This is a genomic window from Azoarcus sp. DN11, assembly GCF_003628555.1.
Classification (GTDB): domain Bacteria; phylum Pseudomonadota; class Gammaproteobacteria; order Burkholderiales; family Rhodocyclaceae; genus Aromatoleum.
Window position 1 is genome coordinate 1,423,262 of record NZ_CP021731.1, and the last position, 23,730, is coordinate 1,446,991.

Here is a 23,730-nt window from a genome sequence, read left to right on the forward strand (position 1 = left end):
CAGATGCGCAATAATCTGCCAAAAAAATCGTTGATGCGCTGCAAGAACGCAAGCCTCTGCCAAGTCCTTTTGCGTACCATGCTTCCCATCGACAACCATTCTTCGCACCCCCGGACCCCATCATGTTGACCGACCCGTCCAGCAAGTACCGTCCCTTCCCGCCGGTGAACCTCCCGGACCGCCAGTGGCCCAGCCGCGTCATCGACAAGCACCCGATCTGGATGAGCACGGACCTGCGCGACGGCAACCAGTCGATCTTCGAACCGATGGACGCCGCGAAGAAGATGAAACTCTTCCACACGCTGTGCGACATTGGCTTCAAGGAAATCGAAATCGCCTTCCCGTCGGCGTCGCAGATCGAATTCGACTTCGTGCGCGAACTCATCGAAGGCGGCCACATCCCCGACGACGTCACGATCGAGGTCCTCACCCAGGCGCGCGAGGAGCTCATCCGCCGCACGATGGAGTCGATCCGCGGCGCCAAGCGCGTGATCGTGCACGTCTATAACGCCACGTCGGAAACCTTCCGCGAGACCGTCTTCGGCATGAGCAAGCCGCAGATCATCGACCTCGCCGTGTCGACCGTGAAGCTCATCAAGCAGCTCGCCGCCGAACAGCCCGAGACCGAGATCCGCCTCCAGTACAGCCCCGAGACCTTCACCGCCACCGAGCTCGATTTCGCACTCGAAGTCTGCAACGCCGTCACCGAAGCCTGGGGTGCGACGCCCGACAACAAGGTCATCCTCAACCTGCCCGCGACGGTGGAGGTCGCGACGCCCAACGTCCACGCCGACCAGATCGAGTGGATGCACCGCAACGTCGCCCGCCGCGACAGCGTCCTCATCAGCGTCCACCCGCACAACGACCGCGGCACCGCCGTCGCCGCCGCCGAGCTCGGCCTCATGGCCGGCGCCGACCGCGTCGAAGGCTGCCTCTTCGGCAACGGCGAGCGCACCGGCAACGTCGACATCGTCACGCTCGCGCTCAACCTCTACACGCAAGGCGTCAATCCGGGACTCGACTTCTCGGACATCAACGCCGTCGCCCGAACCGTGGAGCACTGCACCCAGCTCCCCATCTCCCCGCGCCACCCCTACGTCGGGGACCTCGTCTTCACGGCCTTCTCCGGCTCCCACCAGGACGCCATCAAGAAGGGTTTTGCGGCTCACAAGGCCGATCAACCGTGGAACGTGCCCTACCTCCCGATCGACCCGGCGGACGTCGGCCGCAGCTACGACTCGGTGATCCGGGTCAACAGCCAGTCCGGGAAGGGCGGGATCGCCTACCTGCTCGAAACCGAATACGGCATCGTCCTGCCGCGGCGCCTGCAGGTCGAATTCGCCGCCGTCGTGCAGAAGCACGCCGACACGCACAAGGGCGAAGTCACGGCCGCCGACATCTGGCGCCTGTTCTCGGAAACCTACCTCGCCAACGACAAGTCGGTGCGCTACGTCGGGCACCACCTCTTCGAGCACGACGCCGCCCAGGGCATCCGCCTCACGCTCGAAATCGCTGGCCAGCCGCAGACCCTCGTCGCCGAAGGCAACGGCCCGATCGACGCTGCCGTGCGCGCGCTGCACGTAATCGGCATCGACCTTCAGGTGCGCAGCTACGAGGAACGCTCCTTCGGCAGTAGCGCCCAGTGCGGCGACGCCCGTGCCTACGCGCTGATCGAAGTGGCGCGCCCCGGCGCCGCGGGAGACTGCTTCGGCGTCGGCATCGACGAGAACATCGTCACCGCGTCGATCAAGGCGATGGTCAGCGCGCTCAACCGCGCCGGCGGTGCGGCCCTCGCCAGCGAAAAGCCGCACGCGGCCTGACAAGCCTGGTAGCGCGGACGCTCAGGCGTTCGCGCTACAGCCTGTCCGGAGGGCTGACGACACCCCTCCACAGCGATTATTAACACGGCAATCTAATAGATCACCCCGTTCGCCCTGAGCTTGTCGAAGGGCTAGGCTCGGCAGGGCTTCGACAAGCTCAGCCCGAACGGTATTTGGTTGCCGGGTTAATAAGCACATGTGTGCAGAGGGGCAAGCATTGCAGGCAGCATCACGCGCCCTTTCCTCCCTTGCCTTCGCGCACCGTAATCCCGTTACGCTCGAAGCCGACGTCCTTCACGCGCAAGCGAAGAGCCTCCATGAGTCGCATGCCCGTGCCGTACAGGAGCAGCGCGAGATCGCCCTCCACGCCGTCCATTGTCGCGAGCAATCTTGCTACTTCGCCCCGCGACAGCACCGCCGGCACGCGCTCACGCTGTTTCGGCCGGCCAATCTCGATCATCCATGGCAAATTCATCCTAGGCACTTCGCGGTACAAGAATAGGAGCGCGGAAAGCGTCTGAGTGTGTGTCGAAGGCGCCACCGCGCGCTCGCTGATCAGCCAGCGCAGGAAGTCCTCGACCTCGGCGGCGCCCATCTCGCTCGGATGGCGCAAACCCTGATGCCGGACGAAAAGGCGCACCCAATAGACATACGCCTGTTCCGTTCGTATGCTGTAGTGCTTGTACCGGATACGTTCCCGCACCTGATCGAGCAGCCGCGCGGGCCGCGGATAGTCCCCGGAAGGCTTCAAGGCGGGTTTGGTCGTGTTGTGTATACTGTGCATAAATACAGTATAGCCAATAAGGATGTGATTACAATGGCATCATGCAGTGACGTGCGCGCCTACTTATACAGCACGCAACCTACTTATGCAGCAACTTTGCTGTCTACAACACGTTGAACTAAACCGCTTGCGCGGTGGCAGGCAGTCGATGCGTTTAGCATCGCCATCTTGTTCGCTGACCACTGCCTTGCGACAGGATTTTCCAGCAAATTTCGTCACCTGATCGATCCTGAAACCGGGAATGTTCCCGGCATCTTCAGGAGACGATCATGTCTGTCTTGCGCCAACGAATGGATGAGGCGATGGTGCTGCGCGGCTTCTCGGCGCGCACGCGCGAGTGCTACCTGCGCTGCGTGGCGGGGCTGGCGCGCCACTACCATTGCCCACCGGATCGGCTCGACGCGGCCCAGATCCAGGCCTATCTGCTGTACCTGATCGAAGAGCGCAAGCTCGCCTACGCGTCGGTCAATCAGGCCAATTGCGCGATTCGCTTCCTGTTGGCGCGGGTGCTCGGGCGCGAAGCGGGGGACTTCGAGATTCCGATGGCCAAGGTGCCCAAGCGGCTACCCCAGATCCTCACCCGCGAGGAAGTGGTGCGGCTGCTGGCGGCGGCTCGCAACGAACGCGCCCGCGCCGCGCTGACGACGGCCTATGCGGCCGGTTTGCGGGTGTCCGAGCTGTGCGCGCTGGAACTCTCCGATATCGAGTCAGCCTCGGATCGGATGTGCCTGAAGGTGCGGCAGGCCAAGGGCGGCAAGGACCGCTACACGCTGCTCTCGCCGCGGCTGCTCGAAGTCCTGCGCCACTACTGGCGCCTGTACCGTCCGGGGCGCTGGCTGTTTCCGAACGGCGCCGGCGACGGACCGATGGGCGCGGAAACGGCCCAGCGCATGTACTGGGCCGCGCGCGATACGGCTGGGATCGCCCCGGGCGGGGGCATCCATTCGCTGCGCCACGCCTTCGCCACCCATCTGCTCGAAGCCGGCGTCGATCTGCCGACCCTCCAGCGCCTGCTCGGACACGGCCATGTCACCACGACGATGCGCTACCTGCATCTGGCGCGCTCACGCCTGACCGGCACGACTTCGCCGCTCGAGCTGCTCGACCCGCACTGAGCGCCCGATGTGCCCGGCCGGCCTGGCCGAGGTGCTCGACACCTTCGGCCCGGCCTATCTCGCCACCCGGCCGCTGCCGCGCGGCGGCGCGAAGGTCTGGCGGGCGATCGCCGCCTGCCGCACGCCGGCCCTCGGCGGGCATCTCGAAGCCTGCGACTCCTGCGGGCGGCGCCGGCACGTCTATCATTCGTGCCGCAACCGCCACTGTCCGCAATGCCAGACGCGGGCGAAGGAAGCCTGGCTCGCCGCCCGGCGCCGGGAGGTGCTGCCGGTGCCTTACTTCCACCTTGTCTTCACGTTGCCGCACATCCTCAACGGTCTCGTCGCCGCCCGCCCGAGGGCTCTGTACGAGTTGCTCTTTGCCAGCGTGGCCGCCACGCTCACGGAGTTCGCGGCCAGCCCCCGCCATCTGGGAGGCGTGCCGGCGTTCTCGCTCGTGCTGCACACCTGGACCCAGGATCTGCGCCGCCACGTTCATGTTCATGCGCTCGTCGCCGGCGGCGCGTTGAGTTCAGGCGGCGAGTGGATTCGGCCGAAGAAGGGCTTCCTGTTCCCGGTGCGCGCGCTCTCGCGCGTGTTCCGCGGCAACTTCGTCGCCGGCCTCGCACAGCTGGCCGGCAGCGAGCACTGGCCGGCCGGCGCCGACTGGCTGCCCCTCAAGCGGCGCCTGCACGACCATGACTGGGTGGTCTACGCTAAACAGCCGCTCGGCGGGCCCGAAGCGGTCCTCGAATATCTCGGCCGTTATACCCACCGGGTCGCGATCTCCAACGAGCGCATCGTCGGCATCGACGGCGAGCAGGTCGCCTTCCGCGTGCGAGCGGAAGCCGGTGGCGGCAAGAAACGGACACTGCGCCTCCCGGGCGTCGACTTCATCGGCCGCTTCCTGCTCCATGTGCTCCCCGCCGGCTTCAAGCGCATTCGCCACTACGGCCTGCTTTCGCCGGCGCGCAAGCGCCCCGGCCTGGCCGCCGCGCGGGCCGCGCTCGCCGTGCCGGCCCCGTCACCGGCCACCGTCGAAACGGTCGCCGACTTCCTGCGCCGCGTGGCGCGGATCGAGCATCAGCGCTGCCCGTGTTGCGGCCGCGGAAAGATGCGCGTGGTGGCGCTCCTCCCGCCGGCGCATCGGACGCTTCACACGCGAGGGCCGCCATGAACGCGCCGACATGCCCACCAATGACCTGGATTACGGGCACGCCGGCGGGCGCCCGCGGCGGTGCTCGCCCCGATCCCGGCGCGGTACTGCCGTCCGGTCTCACCGTCCCGACGACCGTCCGAAAATGGCCGCTCCCGGACTCCGGATGGCCCGTTTCGCATGCCCGAAAGGGTGCTCGCCGCATGCCAAAGGATTGACGCCGCAGGATCGCCGCTTACAATCCCCATAGCATCCGCCGTAGCGGCGATTCAGTCCAACGAGGTTTATCCGCCGCCATGATCGCATTCACTGACCCCGCGCGCCCTCAGCGGCGGATAAACGCTATTCGTTAGCCACTTACTACTATGAGCGCAGGATTCGTTTACATCATGATTAACCCCGCAATGCGAGGGCTGGTCAAAATTGGGTTGACTGAGCGCACTCCTAAGGAGCGTGCCAAAGATTTGCGTGGCACGGGGGTGCCGGACGATTTCATCGTCATCTACGATGAGCTTGTAACGGACTGCAAGTTCGTTGAAAAGCGGCTGCATGCGCGTTTTGATGATTACCGTTATCAGCCAAATCGAGAGTTCTTTCAAATTCCGATTCGAGAGGCAGTTTGCGGGTTGATGGAGGAGTCTGTTGGTTTTCTGGTTCCTCGTATTGGGGCCAATAGCGGCGTAGAAATTCTTCCCGATCTAAAAAAGAAGTATCCGAGCTACCTTAAGCCGGACTTTCATTCGATCAAGATCACTCACAGTGATGAGATCGTGTACCTCGAATCTGTGCGTTACCGCCATTCAGGTTTAAGAGACGAAATAATCGAACGAACTGACCTCGGTTTTATTACTGACGGAACAGGAGAGATGTTCTTGGCATCGAGAAACCCTGAAGACAATGCCCGTCTATTCGTGCATCAGCTTGACGAGTATTCAATGATTAACTGCACCGATTTATTTACTCACGAGGCGTGTGTAGAAATTGCCCAAAGACACGAACGTGGCTAACCCATCATTCCACCGGACCTGCGCGAAAAGCCGCGCAGGCTGGTGAATTCAATTCGTTAGGCGTCATCATTTACGCCCCCTCATTCATCTGTCAGGAATCTACTATGGCGCTAAAACCGTGCAGGGAATGTAAATCGATGGTCAGCGATGAGGCAAAAATCTGTCCGAATTGCGGAATACAAAAGCCAGTGAAGAGAAGCGCAAAGTGGATATGGATTGCCTTGGGAGTCGTTGTTCTGTTTATTGTTTTCAGCCCAAAGAACGATAGTTCCGTCAAGAACGCAAACCCCACGGGTAGCGCTTCAACTCAAAGAGCCGAACCAACTGTCGAGCGAGCAGCAAAGCAAGTCGAGGCTGCCATGCAAGACCCAAGGAAAGTCCGCCTAATGGAATGCATGGGCGTTAACCCTTGGAAGGAGAAGCCGGCAGGCTGGACACCACCAACAGAGGGTGAGTGCAATCAGCTAAAGCAGGTGCTTGGTGCTGAGGCGGACGCAAGAGAAAAATCGTCCTCGAAAAAATAGCCATCTTCATACACCTCATTCCTTCAATACCGGAAGGAGTTCAGAAATATCGTAGTCCATAAACTTGAAACACTTACCGCCAAGGATTTCGATGAACCAATTCAGAACATTGATTTGCTCCTTGAGCGCGCTAGGCAGTACGCATAACCATGCAGTCGAGCGGACCTGCGCGAAAAGCCGCGCAGGTCGCTCACTTCCACGTTAAGCGTTTCGCCATGGACCGCTACACCGAAATCCGCAGCTTCGTCCTCGTCGCCGAAAAGGGCAGCTTCGCCGCTGCGGCGCTGGTCGAAGGGGTCACGCCGGTCGTGATGGGGCGGCGCCTCGACGGGCTGGAGAAACGCCTCGGCGTGCGCCTGATGCACCGCTCGACGCGCGGCCTCACGCTCACGGAGCTTGGCGAACAGTTCCTGGAACAGTGCCGCCACCTGATTCATGAGTTCGACGAGGCGGAGACCAGCGTCAGCGCCGGCCGCGATACCGTGCGTGGCCACCTCGTCGTTTCGGCGCCGGCTGCGTTCGGCCGCCGCCACGTCGCCGCGCACGCGCCCGCGTTCAAGGCGCGCTACCCGGAGCTCAAGCTTTCGTTCAACCTGACCGACAGCGTCGTCGATCTGGTGCGCGAGGGTTACGACATGGGAATCCGCATCGGCGAGGTCACCGATCCGAACTACGTCGCCGTGCGGCTCTTTCCGAATCGCCGCGTTGTGTGTGGCACGCCAGGGTATTTCGCGCGCTACGGGGAACCGCGCGTTTTGGACGACCTGACCCGCCACAACTGCCTCGCCTTCAACCTGCAAGGCGGGCAACAGCGCGGGTGGAGCTTCGTGCGCGACGGCAAGCTCGTTGCGGTGCGGGTCGATGGTGACCTCGACTGCAATGACGGCGAGCTGCTCTACAGCTGGGTCAAGCAGGGGCTGGGCATCGGCTGGCGATCGACGTGGGAGATCCAGGCCGAACTCAAGCGCGGCGAGCTTGTCACGGTGCTGGACGAGTTCGCCGCCCCTGCGTACGACATCCAGGCCGTCTATCCGCAGCAGCGCTACCTGCCGGCCAAGGTACGGCACTTCATCGAATACCTGAAGGGCATCTACGCCACGCCGGGCTATTGGGAGCGCGGCTATTAACCGGCGCAGTCGAACCGCCCCGCGCGCGACCGATTCTCCCTGCTACTGCTGCGCCCTGAACCGGTAACCCTTGTAGTCGAGCACCACGCCATCCTTCGCCGCGCTGGTGAGCGTGAGGCCCGGTTCGATCTCTTCGCCTTCCTGCACGAGCCGGTCGTTGATCAAGGCCCAGCTCTTTCCGGCATTCGGCGCCGCTGCGACGCCGGAAATGCTGAGGCGCGGCAGGCTGCCACGGATCGCCGGAGGCAGTTCGTGGATGCTCAGGATGCGGCCGGCGGATGTCTTGCGATTGGTCGGCGACGAAGCGTCGGCGGCGTCGTCCGCCGGGCTCGCCGCCCGGATTGGAACCGGGGCTGCGGCGACCGGTACGGCGGGCGGAGAGGCCGGTGATGCCTGTGCCGTCTTGCGCGGGCTGGGTTCGCTGCGACGGGGCTGCGCGGTTTCTGCGGCTTGTGGCGGCGCCTCGGGGGCGGACGCTTCGCGTCGCGTCCGCGCGACGGGAGCGGCGGAAGGGAGCGGCTCGGCTGCCGCAACCGGCGGGGGCGCGGGGGTGAGGGGAGTGAGGGGCGCGGGGGCCGGCTGTGCGACGGGTGCCGCTGGTGTGGCTGCTGTCAGGGACGGCAGGGTCGCCGGCAATTCCGCGGGAGAGGAGGCGGCGGCGACCGGGCCCGGTTCGGCGGGCTTGTCCGGTTTCACTTGCGCTGCGGTTGCCACGGACGGCGGCTTCGGTTGGGTGGCTGCGTCGAGCGGGCGCGGATCGTCCACGGGCGGCTTCGCGGCCGCCATGGGCGCCGGCGGCGTTGGTTCTGCGGCCTGCCACGGACGCCACCAGCCCAGCACCGCCGCTGCGAGCGTGAGCGCGAATCCGGCCGCCACGTAGGGGGGGGCGTCGTGCGGCGACTTGGTCCGGCGCGTCCGACGCCGTTTCGGGAAGGGTGTTCAGGTCCGGCACCTTGCCGCGCTGGCGGGCGTGTTCGGACTTCTGCAGTGCGTCGAGGATGTAGGACATGGCTATTGCGCCTGCTTGGTGAGGACGGGCGCACCGCTGGCGGACAAGGCCGCAAGGCGCACCACGGTCATCGGGCCGACCACTCCGTCTTCGGGCAGCCCGGTGCTGCGCTGGAAGGCACGCATGCGCTCCTCGACGCGGGCCGTGTAGGTGTTGATGGGGGCTTCGGGATCCTTTCGCCCCTCCCAGCGCCCGAGCTGGCGCACGACCCACGCCACGTCGTTGCCGCGCATGCCTGCGCTGACCGCGCGATACCAGCCGGTCGGGGCGCTCCAGAGCAGCGTGTAGTTGCCGTTCCATTGCTGGCGCAAGCGATCGAGCGGCGCGTCCTGCGTGTTGCCCGCAACCGCAATGCGCGCGCGATCCCCCTCCACCGCGATCAGTGCCGCGAGAAAGTTCGGCCCTTCGGGCTGGCGCAGTTCGATGACCGCCGGCGCATTCATCGCCAGCAGCTCGTCCAGGCTCCCCTCGCGCCGCAGGCAGGCGAGATCGCGGCGCGCGGCGAGACGGCAGGCTTCCTCGATCCCCATGACCCGCGCGTCCAGCCCCCACTGCGCGAACAGGCTGCGCACCGCCATCGCCTCGTGCAGCCAGTGTTCCTGCGATTTCGGCCAGACGATCGGTTCGTCGCGCGCCGCCACCTTGGCTGTCGGCGCCTCGATGGAGGGCGCTCCGATTTCCTTGTCGCTCGCGGCTACGTCCTTGAATGTGGGGGCTACCTCAGGCGTGGGCGCCGGGGCTGCCACGGCGGTCTGCCTCGTCGTCCCGGTGACCGGAGGCAGGCTGAAATGCCAGGCCGCGGCTGCGCCGCCCGCGAGCGCCACCCCCAGTGCGGAGGCCAGCGCCAGCCGCCGCGCCGTGGACGGCTTGCGTTCCTCGCCGAGCACCTCGGCGGCCGCCTTGTCCAGCGTGGCGCGAGCGATGCTCGTGCCGCCTTCCACGTAGGTGCCGAGCAGCGCCCGGTCGCAGATCACGTTGATGAGTCGCGGCGTGCCGCCGCTCAGGCGGTACAGGCGGTCGAGCACGCCGTCGGAAAACAGCCGCTGTTGCCCGCCGGAGACCTCGAGGCGGTGCTTCACATAGGCGCCCAGTTCCGGCCGCGTCAGCGGCTCGAGGTGGTAGCGCGCGACGATGCGCTGGGCGAGCTGGCGCATTTCCGGTTGCGCGAGCCGCGCGCGCAGCTCGGGCTGGCCGAGAAGGATGATCTGCAGCAGCTTGCGCTCGTTCGTCTCCAGGTTTGTCAGCAGGCGCAGTTGCTCCAGCACCTCGTTCGACAGGTTCTGCGCCTCGTCGACGATCAGCACCGTCTTGCGTCCGCGTGCGTTCGCGTCCAGCAGATAGCGGTTGATGTGGTCGACCAGCACCTTGATCGAGCGCTCGCCCGTCGCGATCGGAACGTGCAGTTCGTCGCACAGCGTCGCGAGCAGTTCGACCGTGTCGACTTTGGGGTTGAGGATGAACGCGATGTCGCAGCCCGCGGGCACCTGCTCCAGCAGGCAGCGGCAGATCGTCGTCTTGCCGGTGCCGACTTCGCCGGTCAGCAGCACGAAGCCGCCATCGACGCGCAGCCCGTAGAGCAGATGCGCCAGCGCCTCGCGGTGACGGTCGCTCATGAAGAGATAGCGCGGATCCGGCGCGATCGAGAAGGGCGCCGCGGAAAACCCGAAGTACTCGTTGTACATGCGTGCGTCTCGTCGCCGCCGGAGCGGCTGGCGTCGTTGCAGGAAGTCCGGAGTGCAGCGCTAGTGTCACACCAAAGCGGGGATCCGCAAAGGCCGACCGGAACCCGTAGCCGTGATCGTGATCACGGTGCGCTGCCGCATTTCCGTCCCGCCCGTCGCATGCTTCGCCGACGCGGCGCTCCACATGCGTGATGGTCGCGAGGCGGTGGAAACCTGCGACGGTTTCGTCGCGGGACGAATGGTTTCCCCGGCGGTCAAAGGAGTGATCTTCCCTCGCTGCAAGGAGACGGCCATGGACAGGATGCTGTGGGTGCCGTGGGCGGTGTGCGCCGCCCTGGCCGGATGCGCCGGGGCGGGAGGGGAACGGGTGGCGCAGGGGGCGGCACCTGCCGAAATCCTGCGTGTTCCCCTTGCCGCGACGAGGTATGGCACGGGGCGTATCGGCAACGCGACGCTTGTTTCGCTGGACGGCGAGACGACGGTCACGCTGCAGCTGAGCGGCGTACCGGGCTATACGACGCGCCCGATCCATCTCTACACGTACATCCACGAGGGCCGCTGCGATGCCATGAGCGAGCGCCCCGCCTACGACCTGACCGACCACGTGCTCGCGAGTCCGCTCGGGCGACCACGCGCCGTCGCCGCCTTTCGCGGGCCGGTGACCCTCACGAACGTCGCGCCGGTATCGCTGCAGAAACTGCGCGAAACGCCATACGCGATCAACGTCCGCTCGGCTCCGGCGGACGGGAGCCAGAGCCTCTTTTGCGGGAACATTGCCGGCTGAGTCGGCGCTCGGACGAGCAGGAAGGCCATGACGCCAACGCATCATCGGGAGTTGCTGGCAAAATTGCGGCGCATTGCGGCGGGCGATCCGGCCCGTCGCGCGCCACAACGTCGTTCAACTCACCGCGAGTCTTATGACCATTACCCGTATCCATCTTGCCGCAGCGACTGCCATCGCTTATTCGATCGTCGTGCTCGGCGGCACGCTTGTCCGTTTCGCGCTCACGGGTGACGTATTCACCCTGCGCTTCAGCTTTTCGCAACCGGCGACCTGGATCGCCGGCCTGGTCGCGATCCTCGTCGCATGGGGGCTGCTGAAACATTTCCGTTGGGCGTGGTGGCTCGGCATGGGGGCTGCCGCTTTCCAGCTCTACCGCGTCGGCAGCGGGATCTTCGACCACTTCAGTTTCTCGCGCCCGCCCGCTTCTGCGCCGCTGCTGGTCGCCGGGTTGATGCTGACTTTTCTCGTGCTGGCGTTTCCATCCCATGTGCGGACGTCGTGCAGCCGCTGACCGGTGACCGGTCGCGCACGGCATCCGCGCTCGCGGTGCGGGCGCGGAGTCCTGATCCCTGATTCCTCCATGGATGGATTCCATCATGAAGACCGTGTATGCTTTTTGGATCGATCGGCGGCCCGAATCCCTTATCCGTTGAAGAACTGGTCCAGCCGCAGGAATCCGGCCGCGTTGGCGAATGACCGTTGTTTCATGAGGGAAACATGTTCCTACTCGACAAGCTGTTCGGCAGGATCAGGGCAGCGGCGCCCGCCGCGGTCGCCGCAAGCGATTCACCCGAAGCGTCCGACCATGCGTCCGCCGCCCCGGCGCCGCTGGGTGCGGCACCGGGCACACAGATCCGGCACGACCCGGCCCTGATCTCCACACTCAAGCAGGATCACGCAGCCTTGCTGAAAATCCATTCGGCGATCGCGGCTGCCTTGGACGCTGGGCGGTTTGATGCCGTGCGGAGCCGGCTGGACGAGTTCAGATCCGCGCTCATGGATCACCTGCTCAAGGAAAACGTCCGTCTTTACGTCTATCTGGAGCACTTCCTGCGGCAGGACGAGGTCAGTCACCGGCTGATGCGCGAGTTCCGTCACGAAATGGATGACATCGGCCGCGTCGTGGTCGATTTCCTCGGCAAGTACAAGGACCTGGGCCACCGGCCCGAGCTTGCGAGGACTTTCCGGCAGGATTTCACCGCGATCGGCGAAGCGCTGGTGAACCGGATCCGGCGCGAGGAGGAGATCCTCTACCCGATGTACCTTCCGGCGGCCTGAGGCGGCTGCACTGCGCCGGGTCGATGCGGTCCGGCGAAGGTGACCGCGAGGGTAGATGGCGTTTTCCGGGGGGCGTGCAGGCGCCGTCCCGGGCGAGGCGACGCACCGAATACGCTGGCGAACGGGCCGGTGCGGGGCTATGAAGGAGTGGCGGAGCGACACGCTCGTGGTCGGTACCGGGGAGCGGGTGATGGCATTCCCCGGCCAGTCCGCTCGATTCGAATCGCCCACGCGAGGAGTGACAATGAAGCTGATCGGCATGCTCGACTCACCATATGTCCGCCGCGTCGTGGTTTCCCTGCAGCTGCTCGGGCTGCACTTCGAACACCAGTCGCTGTCGGTATTCCGGACTTTCGACCAGTTCCGCGAGATCAATCCCGTGGTCAAGGCGCCGACCTTCATCTGCGACGACGGCGAAGTGCTGATGGATTCGACTCTGATCCTGCAATACGCCGAAGCCCTCGCACGGCCGGGACGCAGCCTGATGCCGGCGTCGGTGCCGGAGCTCCAGCATGCGCTGAGGGTGGTGGGGCTGGCGCTCGCGGCCTGCGAGAAGAGCGTGCAGATCGTGTACGAACGTAACCAGCGTCCGTCCGAAAAGCGGCATGAGCCGTGGGTGGCGCGCTTGACGGGGCAGTTGCAGGCCGCTTTCGATGCCCTGGAGCAGGAAGTGAAGCGGCAGCCGCCCGCGATGACGAGCGCGACGATCGACCAGACGGGCGTGACGACGGCGGTCGCATGGCATTTCACGCAGCAGATGGTCGCGGACGTGGTCCCCGCCGCGAACTATCCGAACCTGGTGGTGCTTTCGGCGAAGGCTGAATCCTTGCCGGAGTTCCTCGCCGCACCGTTCGGAGCCGAGACCTACCGCGAACGTGGCTGACGGGCGGCGGGTCCAAACGCGATCAAAGGAGGACGTCGATGATCTACAAGGGAAGCTGCCACTGCGGCCGGACCGCGTTCGAGGTCGAAGGCGAACTCACGCAGGTTCTGGACTGCAACTGCTCGATCTGCGTGCGCAAGGGCGCATTGCTGTGGTTCGTCCCCCGCGACAGGCTGCGGCTCCTGACGCCGGATGAGAATCTCGCCACGTATACGTTCAACACGCACAAGATCAAGCATCGTTTTTGCCCGACCTGCGGCATCCATCCTTTCGGGGAGGGCACGGACCCGCAGGGCAACCGCATGGCGGCGATCAACGTGCGCTGCCTGGAAGGCGTGAAGCTCGCCTCGTTGCCGGTGAAGCACGTCGACGGACGCTCGCGCTAGGCCGGCAACACGCGACGATCCCGCCGCCTGGCTCCTCCCAGGGGCGGAGCGCATCTGCAAGTTTCCGTGTGCTGCGGCGCGTCCTCGCCACGGCTCAGAGGTCGAGCTGCAGCGCCGCCAGGCGGGCGTAGAGGCCGCCGCGGTGGCGCAGGTCCGCCGGGCTGCCGGTTTCGACGATGCGGCCGCGCTCCATCACGACGATGCGGTCCACCTTCTGCACGGTGGCCAGGCGGTGGGCGATGATCAGCGTGGTGCGGCCCGTCATCGCGGCGCTGAGGCCGCGCTGCACAAGGATTTCCGATTCGGCGTCGAGCGCGCTGGTCGCTTCGTCGAGAAGCAGCACGCGCGCGCCCTTGACGATCGCCCGCGCGATGGCGATGCGCTGGCGCTGTCCTCCCGAGAGCCGCGTCCCGCGTTCGCCGAGGAAGGTCCGGTAGCCATCGGGCATGCGCTCGATGAACTCGTCGGCGGCAGCGGCGCGGGCCGCCGCGATGACTTCGTCGTCGCTCGCGTCGGGGCGGCCGTAGCGGATGTTGTCCAGCGCGCTGGCGGAGAAGATCACCGGATCCTGCGGCACGATGGCAATGGCGCGGCGCAGGTCGTGCAGGCGCAGGTCGCGGATATCCTGGCCGTTGATGCGGATCGCGCCCTGCGACACCTCGTAGTAGCGCAGCAGGAGCTGGAAGAGGGAGGTCTTGCCGGCGCCGGAGGGGCCGACGAGGGCGACGCTTTCGCCGGGCGCGATCGCGAGGTCGACGTCGTCCACGGCGTGCACCTCCGGGCGCGCCGGGTAGGCGAATGAGACGTGCTCGAAGCGGATCGCCGCCTGCGTTGAGGCCTGCGGCGTCCGCGGCAGCGGGGTATCGACGATCGCCGAGCGGGCGTGGAGCAGTTCCAGCAGACGCTCCGCGGCGCCGGCGGCACGCATCACGTCGCCCCATACCTCCGCCAGCGTCCCCACGCCGCCCGCCACGAGTGCTGCGTAGAGGACGAAGGAGGCGAGCTGGCCGCTGGTGAGCGTGCCGGCACGCACCTGCTGCGCGCCCACCCACAGCACGAAGATGATCGTCCCCATCACCGCGGTGATGATGAGCGTCGTGAGCGCCGCGCGCACGCGGGTGCGGCGGATGGCGGTGACGAAGCTGTTCTCGCTGCGGTCGGCGAAGCGCCGCGCCTCGTAGGGCTCCTGCGTGTAGGCCTGGACGGTGGGCATGGCGTTGAGGATCTCGCCGGCCAGCGCCGACGCGTCGGCGATGCGGTCCTGCGATTCGCGCGACAGCTTCCGCACCTTGCGGCCGATGGCGAGGATGGGCAGGGCCAGCAGCGCCATCATGCCCAGGTTGAGGGAAAAGAGCCGCGGGCTGGTGACCGCCAGCATGACCATCCCGCCGATGAACTGGAACAGGCTGCGCAGGCCCATCGAGACCGAACTGCCGACCACGGTCTGGATCAGCGTCGCGTCGCCGGTCAGGCGCGACAGGACCTCCCCGGTCTGCAGGGTCTCGAAGAACGCCGGCGACTGGCCGAGCACGCGGGCGTACACGGCACTGCGCAGATCGGCCGTGACGCGCTCGCCGATCCACGACACCGTGTAATAGCGCGCCGACACCGCCAGCGCCCAGAAAGCCGCGAGGCCGAAGAGCGCCAGGAAATGGCCGTCGAGGCTCAAGCCGCCCAGCAGCCCCGCGCGCGCCGGCGCCCCCGTGCCGAAGCCGGCATCGACCATGTCGCGAAAGGCCAGCGGCACGACGAGGATCGTCGCCGAGCCCACGCACAGCAGCGCGAAAGCGAGGGCGATGCGAGCCCGGTAGGGCCGCAGGAAGGGCCACAGCCCGCGCAGGGCGGACAGGCGGGGCGGCGTGGCGGGCGGGGGCGGGGCGCTGCGGGGCATACGCCATTATGAATCGTCGGTTCGGAAAACCGAACGTCGTGAGCGGTGTTTGTTCGGTTTTCCGAACGGTGGTGCACAACGCCACGAGTGCCACCCCGGATACATCCGGGGCTTGTTGCATTGCGCGATGCAGCAAAAAAGCTGGCACGCCGCCTGCAATGGTTTGTGTCCATCGGGATCTTTTATCCCGTCATACCAAAGGAGACATGATGCTGCTGCGCAAGCCCCTGAACGCCACCCTTGCCGCCCTGATCGCCGCCGGTGCCGTCGCCCTCGCGCCCGCCGCCGCGCAGGCCAACACGCTGCAGAAGATCAAGGAGACCGGCTCGATCACGCTGGGTCACCGCGAGTCCTCGATCCCGTTCTCGTACTACGACCAGAACCAGCAGGTGGTCGGCTATTCGCAGGAGATGATGCTGAAGGTCGTCGACGCGATCAAAACCGAGCTGAAGATGCCCAACCTGAAGGTGAAGCTGATGCCGGTCACGTCGCAGAACCGCATCCCGCTGGTGCAGAACGGCACCGTCGCGATCGAGTGCGGCTCGACGACGAACAACGCCGAGCGCGCCAAGCAGGTCGCCTTCTCGAACACGATCTTCGTCGTCGGCACGCGCCTGATGACCAAGAAGGATTCGGGCGTGACGGATTTCGATCAGCTCGCGGGCAAGAACGTCGTGACGACCGCCGGCACCACCTCGGAGCGCCTGCTGCGCAAGATGAACGAGGACAAGAAGCTCGGCATGAACATCATCAGCGCCAAGGACCACGGCGAGTCCTTCCTGACGCTGGAAACCGGGCGTGCGGTGGCGTTCATGATGGACGACGCGCTGCTCTACGGCGAACTGGCGAAGGCCAAGCGTCCGGCCGACTGGGTCGTCACCGGCACGCCGCAGTCGTATGAAGCGTACGGCTGCATGATGGCCAGGGACGATGCCGAGTTCAAGAAGGTGGTGGATGCGGCGATCGCGAAGACGATGACTTCGGGCGAGGCCGAGGCGATCTACAGCAAGTGGTTCCTCGCGGCGATCCCGCCGAAGAGCATCAACCTGAACTTCCCGATGTCCGACGCGATGAAGAAGCTGATCAAGACGCCGAACGACCGCCCGTTCGAATAAACCGCTGCTACAACGAAAATGCCCCCGCAGGGGGCGCAAGAACACGGAGACAATCATGCAAGTGCGTAACCCCAAGGGCTGGTTCGCCAGCCGTCTGCTGGTGCTGATCGCAGCACTGGCACTGAGCAGCAGCGCGTTCGCCGATGCCAAGAGCAAAGTCGTCATCCTCGCCACCGGCGGCACGATCGCCGGTGCGGGGGCCACCGCTGCCAACAGCGCGACCTACCAGGCCGCGAAGGTGCCGGTCGACAAGCTCATCGCCGGCGTGCCGGAACTCGCCGCCGTCGCCGACGTGCGCGGCGAGCAGGTGTTCCAGATCGCCTCGGAGAGCTTCACGAACGCGGAGCTGATGACGCTGGGCAAGCGCGTTTCCGCACTCGCGAAGCAGGACGACGTGGATGGCATCGTGATCACGCACGGCACTGACACGCTCGAAGAGACGGCCTTCTTCCTGAACCTCGTCGTGCATACGAACAAGCCGATCGTGGTCGTGGGTGCGATGCGTCCGGGCACGGCGCTGTCGGCCGACGGCATGCTCAACCTGTATGACGCGGTCGCGGTCGCGGCGGCGAAGGAGTCGCAGGGGAAGGGCGTGTTGGTGACGATGAACGACGAGATCCAGAGCGGGCGCGACGTCACGAAGGCGATCAACATCCGCACCGAGGCCTTCAAGAGCCCGTGGGGTGCGCTGGGGATGGTCGTTGAAGGCAAGAGCTACTGGTTCCGTGCGCCGGTGAAGCGTCACACGACGAACTCCGAGTTCGACATCGACAAGATCGAGAAGCTCGCCCCCGTCGAGATTGCCTACGGCTACGGCAACATGAGCGACATGGCCTATCGTGCGTTCGGCAAGGACGTGAAGGCGATCATCCACGCCGGTACCGGCAACGGCTCGGTCGCGAAGCACATCGTCCCTGTGTTGCAGGAGCTGCGCGGCAAGGGCGTGCAGGTGATCCGCTCGGCCCGCGTGACCGGCGGCGGTTTCGTTCTGCGCAACGCCGAACAGCCCGACGACAAGTACGACTGGGTCGTCTCGCACGACCTCAATCCGCAGAAGGCGCGCATCCTCGCCGCGGTCGCACTGACCCGCACGCAGGACAGCAAGGAGCTGCAGCGCATCTTCTGGGAATACTGAGCACGGCCTGAAGCGAACGCCCGGGACATTCGTTCCGGGCTTCCGCCCCTGAAGTCTTCCTGTCGCCGGCGCCGCGCGCGCCGGTCGCAGGGGGCGGGTGCGTCCGCCGCAACCGCAGGGGCCTTTTCCTCCGATGTTTCTGGAGTCTTGCATGGAATACCAATGGAACTGGGGCGTGTTTATGCTCCCCAGCGCCGTCAATGACGGTACCTATCTCGACTGGATGGTCGCGGGCCTGAAGACGACGCTGTCGCTGTCGCTGTCGGCGTGGGTGATGGCGCTGCTGCTGGGCGCGGTCATCGGCGTGCTGCGCACGGTGCCGCATCGCGGGCTGGCTTTCGCCGCGACGGCGTACGTGGAGATGTTCCGCAACATCCCGCTGCTGGTGCAGCTCTTCTTCTGGTATTTCGTGCTGCCCGAGCTGCTGCCGGTGGCCGTCGGCGACGCCTTCAAGGCGCTGAATCCGGTCGTGCAGCAGTTCGTTGCGGCGATGGTGTGCCTGGGCTTCTTCACCAGCGCACGCGTTGCCGAGCAGGTGCGCTCGGGCATCAACGCGCTGCCGCGCGGGCAGAAGAACGCCGGCCTCGCGCTGGGGCTCACGCTGTCGCAGACCTACCGCCACGTGATGCTGCCGATGGCCTTCCGCCTGGTCGTGCCGCCGCTGACCTCGGAGTTCCTCAACGTGTTCAAGAACTCGGCGGTGTGCTCGACGATCGGCCTGCTAGAACTCGCCGCGCAGGGGCGCCAGCTGGTCGATTACACCGCGCAGCCCTACGAATCCTTCGTCGCGGTGACGGTCGCCTACCTGATGATCAACGTCGTCGTGATGCTGCTGATGCGCAAGACGGAAGCGCTCGTGCGCGTTCCCGGTTACCTCGGAGGCAAGTGAGATGTTCGGTTCCTACGAATTCGACTGGTCGTCGATCCCGGGCTCGCTGAATTTCCTCGGCCAGGGCCTGATGGTGTCGCTCGAGATCACGGCGTTGGCGATCGTCGCCGGCATCGTGTGGGGCACGCTGCTCGCGGTGGCGCGGCTCTCGTCGATCAAGCCGCTCGCGTGGGCCGCGGCGGGCTACGTGAACCTCTTCCGCGCGATCCCGCTGGTGATGGTGCTGCTGTGGTTCTTCCTGATCGTGCCGAAGTTCCTCGAGAGCTTCCTCGGCCTGCCGCCGGGCTCCGACGTGCGCCTCGCCTCCGCGATGATCGGCTTCGCGCTGTTCGAGTCCGCCTACTACGCCGAGATCATCCGCGCCGGCATCCAGTCCGTGCCGCGGGGCCAGCTCGCCGCCGCCCATGCGTTGGGCATGAGCTACCCGCAGGCGATGCTGCACGTCGTGCTGCCGCAGGCCTTCCGCAACATGGTGCCGCTGCTGCTGACGCAGGCGATCATCCTGTTCCAGGACACCTCGCTCGTCTATGTGTCGGCGCTCGCCGACTTCTTCGGCGCGGCCTACAAGGTCGGCGACCGCGACGGGCGGCTCGTGGAGCTGGTGCTCTTCGCCGGTGCCGTCTACTTCGTGCTGTGCTTCGCCGCCTCGCAGGCCGTGCGCTACTTCCAGCACCGCCTGCAGCGCGCCTGAGCGCCGCCGCGCACCCCACCGAATCGCCACGCATTCAAGGACAACTCATGATCACGATCGACAAGGTCAGCAAGCATTACGGCAGCTTCCAGGTCCTCACCGACTGCAGCACCCACGTCAACAAGGGCGAAGTGGTGGTCGTGTGCGGGCCTTCGGGCTCGGGAAAATCCACCCTCATCAAGTGCGTGAATGGCCTCGAGCCCTTCCAGGGCGGCGAGATCCACGTGAACGGCACCTCGGTCGGTGCGCCGAAGACGAATCTTTCTAAGCTGCGCTCGCACGTCGGCATGGTGTTCCAGCACTTCGAGCTCTTCCCGCACATGACGATCCGCGACAACCTCACGCTCGCGCAGGTCAAGGTGCTGAAGCGCGGCAAGGATGAGGCGGCGGAGAAGGGCATGTACTTCCTCGACCGCGTCGGCCTCAAGGCGCACGCGCACAAGTTCCCCGGCCAGCTCTCGGGAGGCCAGCAGCAGCGCGTCGCGATCGCCCGCGCGCTCGCGATGGACCCGATCTGCATGCTGTTCGACGAGCCGACCTCGGCGCTCGATCCCGAGATGATCAACGAGGTGCTCGATGTCATGACCGAGTTGGCGCAGGAAGGCATGACGATGATGTGCGTGACGCACGAGATGGGCTTCGCCAGGCGCGTCGCGCACCGCGTGATCTTCATGGACCATGGCAAGATCGTCGAGGACGACAGCAAGGAGGCCTTCTTCGCGAACCCGCGCTCGGAGCGCGCGCAGCAATTCCTCGCGAAGATCCTGCAGCATTGAGGTCCGCTGCGGGACGGCGAGAGGACGCGTCGGCCGGACTGAACTAGAATTCCGGGCGGCGACCTCACCGCCAGGTATCCCGACGGCGACGCCGTATTCACGCTCGACCTGCCGGCGGCCGGAGAACAATTGGCATGACTTCATCCCCTTCCTCGCAACCCAACCAGTCTCCAGCGCTGAAGGTCCTCATCGTCGAGGACGACCCGAACGTGCGCCTCGGCTGCGAGCAGGCGATGCAACTCGCCGGCATCCCGGTGCAGGCGGTCGCCTCGGCCGAAGCGGGGCAGCGCCTCGTCGGCCCGGATTTCCCCGGCGTCGTCGTCACCGACATGCGCCTGCCGGGCATGGACGGCATGCAGCTCCTGCGCGCGCTGGTCACCCAGGATGCGGCGCTGCCGGTCATCATGATCACCGGCCACGGCGACGTCACCCTCGCGGTCGAGGCGATGCGCAGCGGCGCCTATGACTTCATTCCCAAGCCTTTTTCGCCCGATCACCTCGTCGAGGTCGTGAGCCGCGCGCTGGAAAAACGCGCGCTGACGATGGAAGTGGAAAGCCTGCGCCGCCGCCTCGACCACCGCGACGCGATCGAAGCGCGCCTGATCGGCCGCTCGCCGCAGATGGAGCGGGTGCGCCGCCTGCTGCTCGAACTCGCGGACACCAGCGTCGACGTGCTCATCGTCGGCGAGACCGGCACCGGCAAGGAGGCGGTCGCGCGCTGCCTGCATGATCTTTCCAGCCGCAGCGCGGCGAACTACGTCGCGCTCAACTGCGGCGGCCTGCCGGACAACCTCATCGACAGCGAACTCTTCGGCCACGAGGCGGGCGCCTTCACCGGCGCGCAGAAGCGCCGCATCGGCAAGATCGAGCACGCCAACGGCGGCACCTTGTTCCTCGACGAGGTCGAATCGATGCCGGTGGCGGTGCAGATCAAGCTGCTGCGCGTGCTGCAGGAGCGCATGGTGGAGCGCCTCGGCTCCAACGCGTTGATCCCGGTCGCGTGCCGCGTCGTCGCCGCGACCAAGGAAGATCTGCGCGAACTCGCCGACCGCCAGAAATTCCGCGCCGATCTCTACTACCGCCTCAACGTTGCGCGCGTCGAACTGCCGCCGCTGCGTGAACGGCGCGAGGATATCCCGCTGCTGCTCGAACACTTCATGCTGTACGCCGCGCAGCAGCACCAGCGCCCCATCCCCGAAGTCGGCCGCGAGCAGATGCAGCAGCTGATGGCGCACGCCTGGCCGGGCAACGTGCGCGAACTGCGCAACGCCGCCGAATGCCTGGTGCTCGGCCTGAGCCGCGATTTCGGTACGACGCCGTCGCCGGAAGCGCGCGGCGCCTCGCTCGCCGAAGCGGTGGATAACTTCGAGCGTTCGCTGATCGCCGCCGAGTTGCGCCGCCAGAACGGCAACCTCGCGCGCAGCAGCGAGGCGCTGCAGGTTGCGAAGACCACGCTGCACGACAAGATCCGGAAGTACGGGCTCGCGGGCTAGAATCGACGGGTTTCCTTACCCCGAGGAGAACCCGATGACCATCCTGCGCGACAAGCTTTACATCGGCGGCCGCTGGGTCGCCCCCGCCGGCGCCGGCCTGATCGACGTGATCGACCCGAGCGACGCCTCGGTCTATGCCCGCATCCCCGAAGGCGCCCCCGCGGATGCGGAAGCCGCCATCGCGGCGGCGCATGCTGCGTTCGACGCGTGGTCGCGCTTGCCCGCGGCCGAGCGCGCGGACCATATCGAGCGCGTCACCTCCGGACTGGAAGCGCGCCGCGACGAACTCGCCGCCGCGATCGCGCACGAAGTCGGCATGCCGCTGAAGATGGCGGGGCGCTTCCAGGTCGCCGGGCCGGTCGGCAGCTGGAAGCACTACGCGAAGCTCGCGCGCGAGTTCCAGTGGGAAGAGCGCGTCGGCAATTCGCTCGTCGTGCGCGAGCCGATCGGCGTCGTCGGTGCGATCACCCCGTGGAACTTCCCGCTCAACCAGATCTCGCTGAAAGTCGCGCCCGCGCTCGCGGCCGGCTGCACGGTCGTGCTGAAGCCCTCCGAGGTCGCGCCGATCAACGCCTTCATCCTCGCCGACGTGATCGCCGAAGTGAGCGCCGAGGCGGGCCTGCCGGCGGGCGTGTTCAACCTCGTGACCGGCTACGGCCCGGTCGTCGGCGAGGTGCTGGCGTCTGATCCGCGCGTCGACATGGTGTCCTTCACCGGCTCGACGCGCGCCGGCCGCCGCGTCGCGGAGCTTGCCGCGGCGACGGTGAAGAAGGTCGCGCTGGAACTCGGCGGCAAGTCGGCGTCGGTGATCCTCGACGACGCCGACCTTGCCGCCGCGGTCAAGGGCACGGTGTCGAACTGCCTGCTCAACTCCGGCCAGACCTGCTCGGCGCACACGCGCATGCTGGTGCCGCGCGCGAAGCTCGCCGAGGCCGCCGACCTTGCCGCCGCCGCGGCGGCAGCGTTCAAGGTTGGGCCGGCGTTCGCCGAAGACAGCAAGCTCGGCCCGCTCGTGTCCGACGTGCAGCGCGAGCGCGTCGTCGGCTACATCCGCCGCGGCATCGCCGAAGGCGCGCAGCTCGTCGCCGGCGGCCCCGACGCCGCGCCGGCGGGCAGGGGCTTCTTCGTCGCGCCGACCGTGCTGGTCGTCGAGAATCGCAGGGCGACCGTCGCGCAGGAGGAGATCTTCGGTCCGGTGCTGGTGATCCTGCCGCACGACGGCGACGAGGACGCGATCGCGCTCGCGAACGATTCGATCTACGGTCTGGGCGGCGGCGTGTGGGCGGGCAGCGACGAGCATGCGCTGGCCGTCGCGCGGCGCATCCGCAGCGGCCAGATCGACATCAACGGCGCACCGTGGAATCCGCGCGCACCTTTCGGCGGCTATCGCCAGTCGGGTCTCGGGCGCGAGAACGGCGTCTACGGCCTGGAGGAATTCCTCGAATACAAGGCGATCCAGCTGCCGCAGAAACCCTGAGCGCCGCGTCGGCGCAAATCCCCTGCGCTCAGTAACCGCCGCGGCCCGGTGTCGGTGCGCGCCGGGCGCGGAAGTCCGGCACCAGTCCGATCGTCGTGGCCGCATCCACCGCACCGCTCGACGGCACCGCGAGCTGCCGTGCGGTCGCCTGCTCGCTGCCTTCGAGCTGCGGATGCCACACTCGCAGCGTGTACTCCCCGCCGGGCAAGCCGGTGAGCGTCGCCTTGCCGTCGGCCCCGGTCTTCGCGAAGTGGGGGCTTTCGGACACGTAGATGTAGCCGACCATCCAGTCGTGGATGTTGCACCCCAGGATGACGACGCCGGGCTTGTCGAACAGCACCGGTGTGGCCGGCGTGCCGCTGTAGAGCGGCAGTTCGAAGGTCTTGGCCGGCGAGAAAGAGTAGACGTGATGCCGGATGTTGTCGTTGTTCGGAAAACTCACGCGCGTCCCGACCTGCACCGGTAGCACGTGCGGGACGAATTCCTTGTTGCGCTGATCTTCCTCGGCAACGCCCGCGTGGCTGCCCGAGGCAGTTCCGGCAGCCGGTGTGGCGACCACGACCGCATCGGCGACGGGTTTGCCATCGCGGTCGCGCACGCTGGCGTGGATCTCCCCCGCCGTGGCAGCAGGCGTGGCGAACGCGAGGGCGAGCAGTGCCGTCAGCGCGCCGCTGGCGACCCCGCGTCGGCATCGCGCGTATAGCTTCAGGGAACATGTCCTCATCACCG

Annotated in this window: 23 protein-coding genes; 18 read left to right on the plus strand and 5 right to left on the minus strand. The window is 66.3% G+C overall.

The genetic code is table 11. The features are described 5' to 3' along the window. The first annotated feature begins 122 nt into the window (after positions 1-122). Positions 123-1,820 carry a 2-isopropylmalate synthase gene (leuA, locus tag CDA09_RS06510; protein ID WP_174718417.1) on the plus strand — a complete coding sequence of 566 codons (1,698 nt, stop codon included), beginning with the start codon at positions 123-125 and terminating at the stop codon, positions 1,818-1,820. A 229-nt stretch (positions 1,821-2,049) separates the two neighbouring features. Here leuA and CDA09_RS06515 read toward each other — a convergent pair whose 3' ends face one another. Continuing rightward, positions 2,050-2,571, minus strand: coding sequence for a phage integrase N-terminal SAM-like domain-containing protein (locus CDA09_RS06515; RefSeq protein ID WP_286164393.1), 522 nt, complete (start codon positions 2,569-2,571; stop codon positions 2,050-2,052). Positions 2,572-2,873: 302 nt separating this feature from the next. Between CDA09_RS06515 and CDA09_RS06520 the strand changes: the two genes are divergently transcribed. The 5 genes from CDA09_RS06520 to CDA09_RS06535 all read left to right on the plus strand — a co-directional run bounded on the left by CDA09_RS06520 (position 2,874) and on the right by CDA09_RS06535 (position 7,512). Then, positions 2,874-3,719, plus strand: coding sequence for a tyrosine-type recombinase/integrase (locus tag CDA09_RS06520; protein ID WP_121427886.1), 846 nt, complete (start codon positions 2,874-2,876; stop codon positions 3,717-3,719). Between the two features lie 7 nt (positions 3,720-3,726). Next, the gene (locus CDA09_RS06525) at positions 3,727-4,875 is read left to right on the plus strand and encodes an IS91 family transposase (protein WP_121427887.1); all 1,149 of its coding nucleotides are present in this window, start codon (positions 3,727-3,729) and stop codon (positions 4,873-4,875) included. 368 nt (positions 4,876-5,243) lie between these two features. Further along, positions 5,244-5,861: a GIY-YIG nuclease family protein gene (locus CDA09_RS06530; RefSeq protein WP_164844375.1), complete on the plus strand. Its 618-nt coding sequence runs from the start codon at positions 5,244-5,246 to the stop codon at positions 5,859-5,861. A gap of 137 nt (positions 5,862-5,998) precedes the next feature. Further along, entirely contained in the window at positions 5,999-6,385 is a 387-nt protein-coding gene (locus CDA09_RS23115; protein ID WP_128106534.1) for a hypothetical protein, read from the plus strand. Between the two features lie 215 nt (positions 6,386-6,600). Continuing rightward, entirely contained in the window at positions 6,601-7,512 is a 912-nt protein-coding gene (locus tag CDA09_RS06535; RefSeq protein WP_121427889.1) for a LysR family transcriptional regulator, read from the plus strand. 42 nt (positions 7,513-7,554) lie between these two features. Here CDA09_RS06535 and CDA09_RS06540 read toward each other — a convergent pair whose 3' ends face one another. Continuing rightward, complete coding sequence (locus tag CDA09_RS06540; protein WP_121427890.1) at positions 7,555-8,388, minus strand: general secretion pathway protein GspB; 834 nt, start codon at positions 8,386-8,388, stop codon at positions 7,555-7,557. 135 nt (positions 8,389-8,523) lie between these two features. Next, on the minus strand, positions 8,524-10,203 hold the full coding sequence (locus CDA09_RS06545) for an ExeA family protein (RefSeq protein ID WP_121427891.1): 1,680 nt from the start codon (positions 10,201-10,203) through the stop codon (positions 8,524-8,526). A gap of 112 nt (positions 10,204-10,315) precedes the next feature. Here CDA09_RS06545 and CDA09_RS06550 point away from each other — a divergent pair, with 112 nt between their 5' ends. The 5 genes from CDA09_RS06550 to CDA09_RS06570 all read left to right on the plus strand — a co-directional run bounded on the left by CDA09_RS06550 (position 10,316) and on the right by CDA09_RS06570 (position 13,534). Beyond that, positions 10,316-10,987, plus strand: coding sequence for a hypothetical protein (locus tag CDA09_RS06550; protein ID WP_121427892.1), 672 nt, complete (start codon positions 10,316-10,318; stop codon positions 10,985-10,987). A gap of 133 nt (positions 10,988-11,120) precedes the next feature. After that, positions 11,121-11,498 (plus strand): hypothetical protein, encoded by a 378-nt coding sequence (locus tag CDA09_RS06555; RefSeq protein ID WP_286164394.1) that lies wholly within the window; start codon positions 11,121-11,123, stop codon positions 11,496-11,498. Positions 11,499-11,704: 206 nt separating this feature from the next. Beyond that, positions 11,705-12,265 carry a hemerythrin domain-containing protein gene (locus CDA09_RS06560; protein ID WP_121427893.1) on the plus strand — a complete coding sequence of 187 codons (561 nt, stop codon included), beginning with the start codon at positions 11,705-11,707 and terminating at the stop codon, positions 12,263-12,265. Positions 12,266-12,509: 244 nt separating this feature from the next. Then, the gene (locus CDA09_RS06565; protein ID WP_121427894.1) at positions 12,510-13,148 is read left to right on the plus strand and encodes a glutathione S-transferase; all 639 of its coding nucleotides are present in this window, start codon (positions 12,510-12,512) and stop codon (positions 13,146-13,148) included. Between the two features lie 38 nt (positions 13,149-13,186). Then, on the plus strand, positions 13,187-13,534 hold the full coding sequence (locus CDA09_RS06570; RefSeq protein ID WP_121427895.1) for a GFA family protein: 348 nt from the start codon (positions 13,187-13,189) through the stop codon (positions 13,532-13,534). Between the two features lie 94 nt (positions 13,535-13,628). On the opposite strand, the gene CDA09_RS06575 is transcribed toward CDA09_RS06570, so the two are convergent. Next, positions 13,629-15,425 (minus strand): ABC transporter transmembrane domain-containing protein, encoded by a 1,797-nt coding sequence (locus tag CDA09_RS06575; RefSeq protein WP_121427896.1) that lies wholly within the window; start codon positions 15,423-15,425, stop codon positions 13,629-13,631. A 206-nt stretch (positions 15,426-15,631) separates the two neighbouring features. Here CDA09_RS06575 and CDA09_RS06580 point away from each other — a divergent pair, with 206 nt between their 5' ends. The 7 genes from CDA09_RS06580 to CDA09_RS06610 all read left to right on the plus strand — a co-directional run bounded on the left by CDA09_RS06580 (position 15,632) and on the right by CDA09_RS06610 (position 23,001). After that, positions 15,632-16,540: a glutamate/aspartate ABC transporter substrate-binding protein gene (locus tag CDA09_RS06580; RefSeq protein ID WP_121427897.1), complete on the plus strand. Its 909-nt coding sequence runs from the start codon at positions 15,632-15,634 to the stop codon at positions 16,538-16,540. Between the two features lie 55 nt (positions 16,541-16,595). Next, the gene (locus CDA09_RS06585) at positions 16,596-17,675 is read left to right on the plus strand and encodes a type II asparaginase (RefSeq protein WP_121427898.1); all 1,080 of its coding nucleotides are present in this window, start codon (positions 16,596-16,598) and stop codon (positions 17,673-17,675) included. A 151-nt stretch (positions 17,676-17,826) separates the two neighbouring features. Further along, positions 17,827-18,564 carry an amino acid ABC transporter permease gene (locus CDA09_RS06590; protein WP_121427899.1) on the plus strand — a complete coding sequence of 246 codons (738 nt, stop codon included), beginning with the start codon at positions 17,827-17,829 and terminating at the stop codon, positions 18,562-18,564. Position 18,565: 1 nt separating this feature from the next. After that, the gene (gene gltK, locus CDA09_RS06595; RefSeq protein WP_121427900.1) at positions 18,566-19,255 is read left to right on the plus strand and encodes a glutamate/aspartate ABC transporter permease GltK; all 690 of its coding nucleotides are present in this window, start codon (positions 18,566-18,568) and stop codon (positions 19,253-19,255) included. Between the two features lie 47 nt (positions 19,256-19,302). After that, complete coding sequence (locus tag CDA09_RS06600) at positions 19,303-20,031, plus strand: amino acid ABC transporter ATP-binding protein (protein ID WP_121427901.1); 729 nt, start codon at positions 19,303-19,305, stop codon at positions 20,029-20,031. 134 nt (positions 20,032-20,165) lie between these two features. After that, positions 20,166-21,524, plus strand: coding sequence for a sigma-54-dependent transcriptional regulator (locus CDA09_RS06605; RefSeq protein ID WP_121427902.1), 1,359 nt, complete (start codon positions 20,166-20,168; stop codon positions 21,522-21,524). A gap of 34 nt (positions 21,525-21,558) precedes the next feature. Next, entirely contained in the window at positions 21,559-23,001 is a 1,443-nt protein-coding gene (locus tag CDA09_RS06610) for an aldehyde dehydrogenase family protein (RefSeq protein ID WP_121427903.1), read from the plus strand. Between the two features lie 28 nt (positions 23,002-23,029). Here CDA09_RS06610 and CDA09_RS06615 read toward each other — a convergent pair whose 3' ends face one another. Continuing rightward, complete coding sequence (locus CDA09_RS06615) at positions 23,030-23,725, minus strand: hypothetical protein (RefSeq protein ID WP_121427904.1); 696 nt, start codon at positions 23,723-23,725, stop codon at positions 23,030-23,032. Positions 23,726-23,730 lie beyond the last annotated feature (5 nt).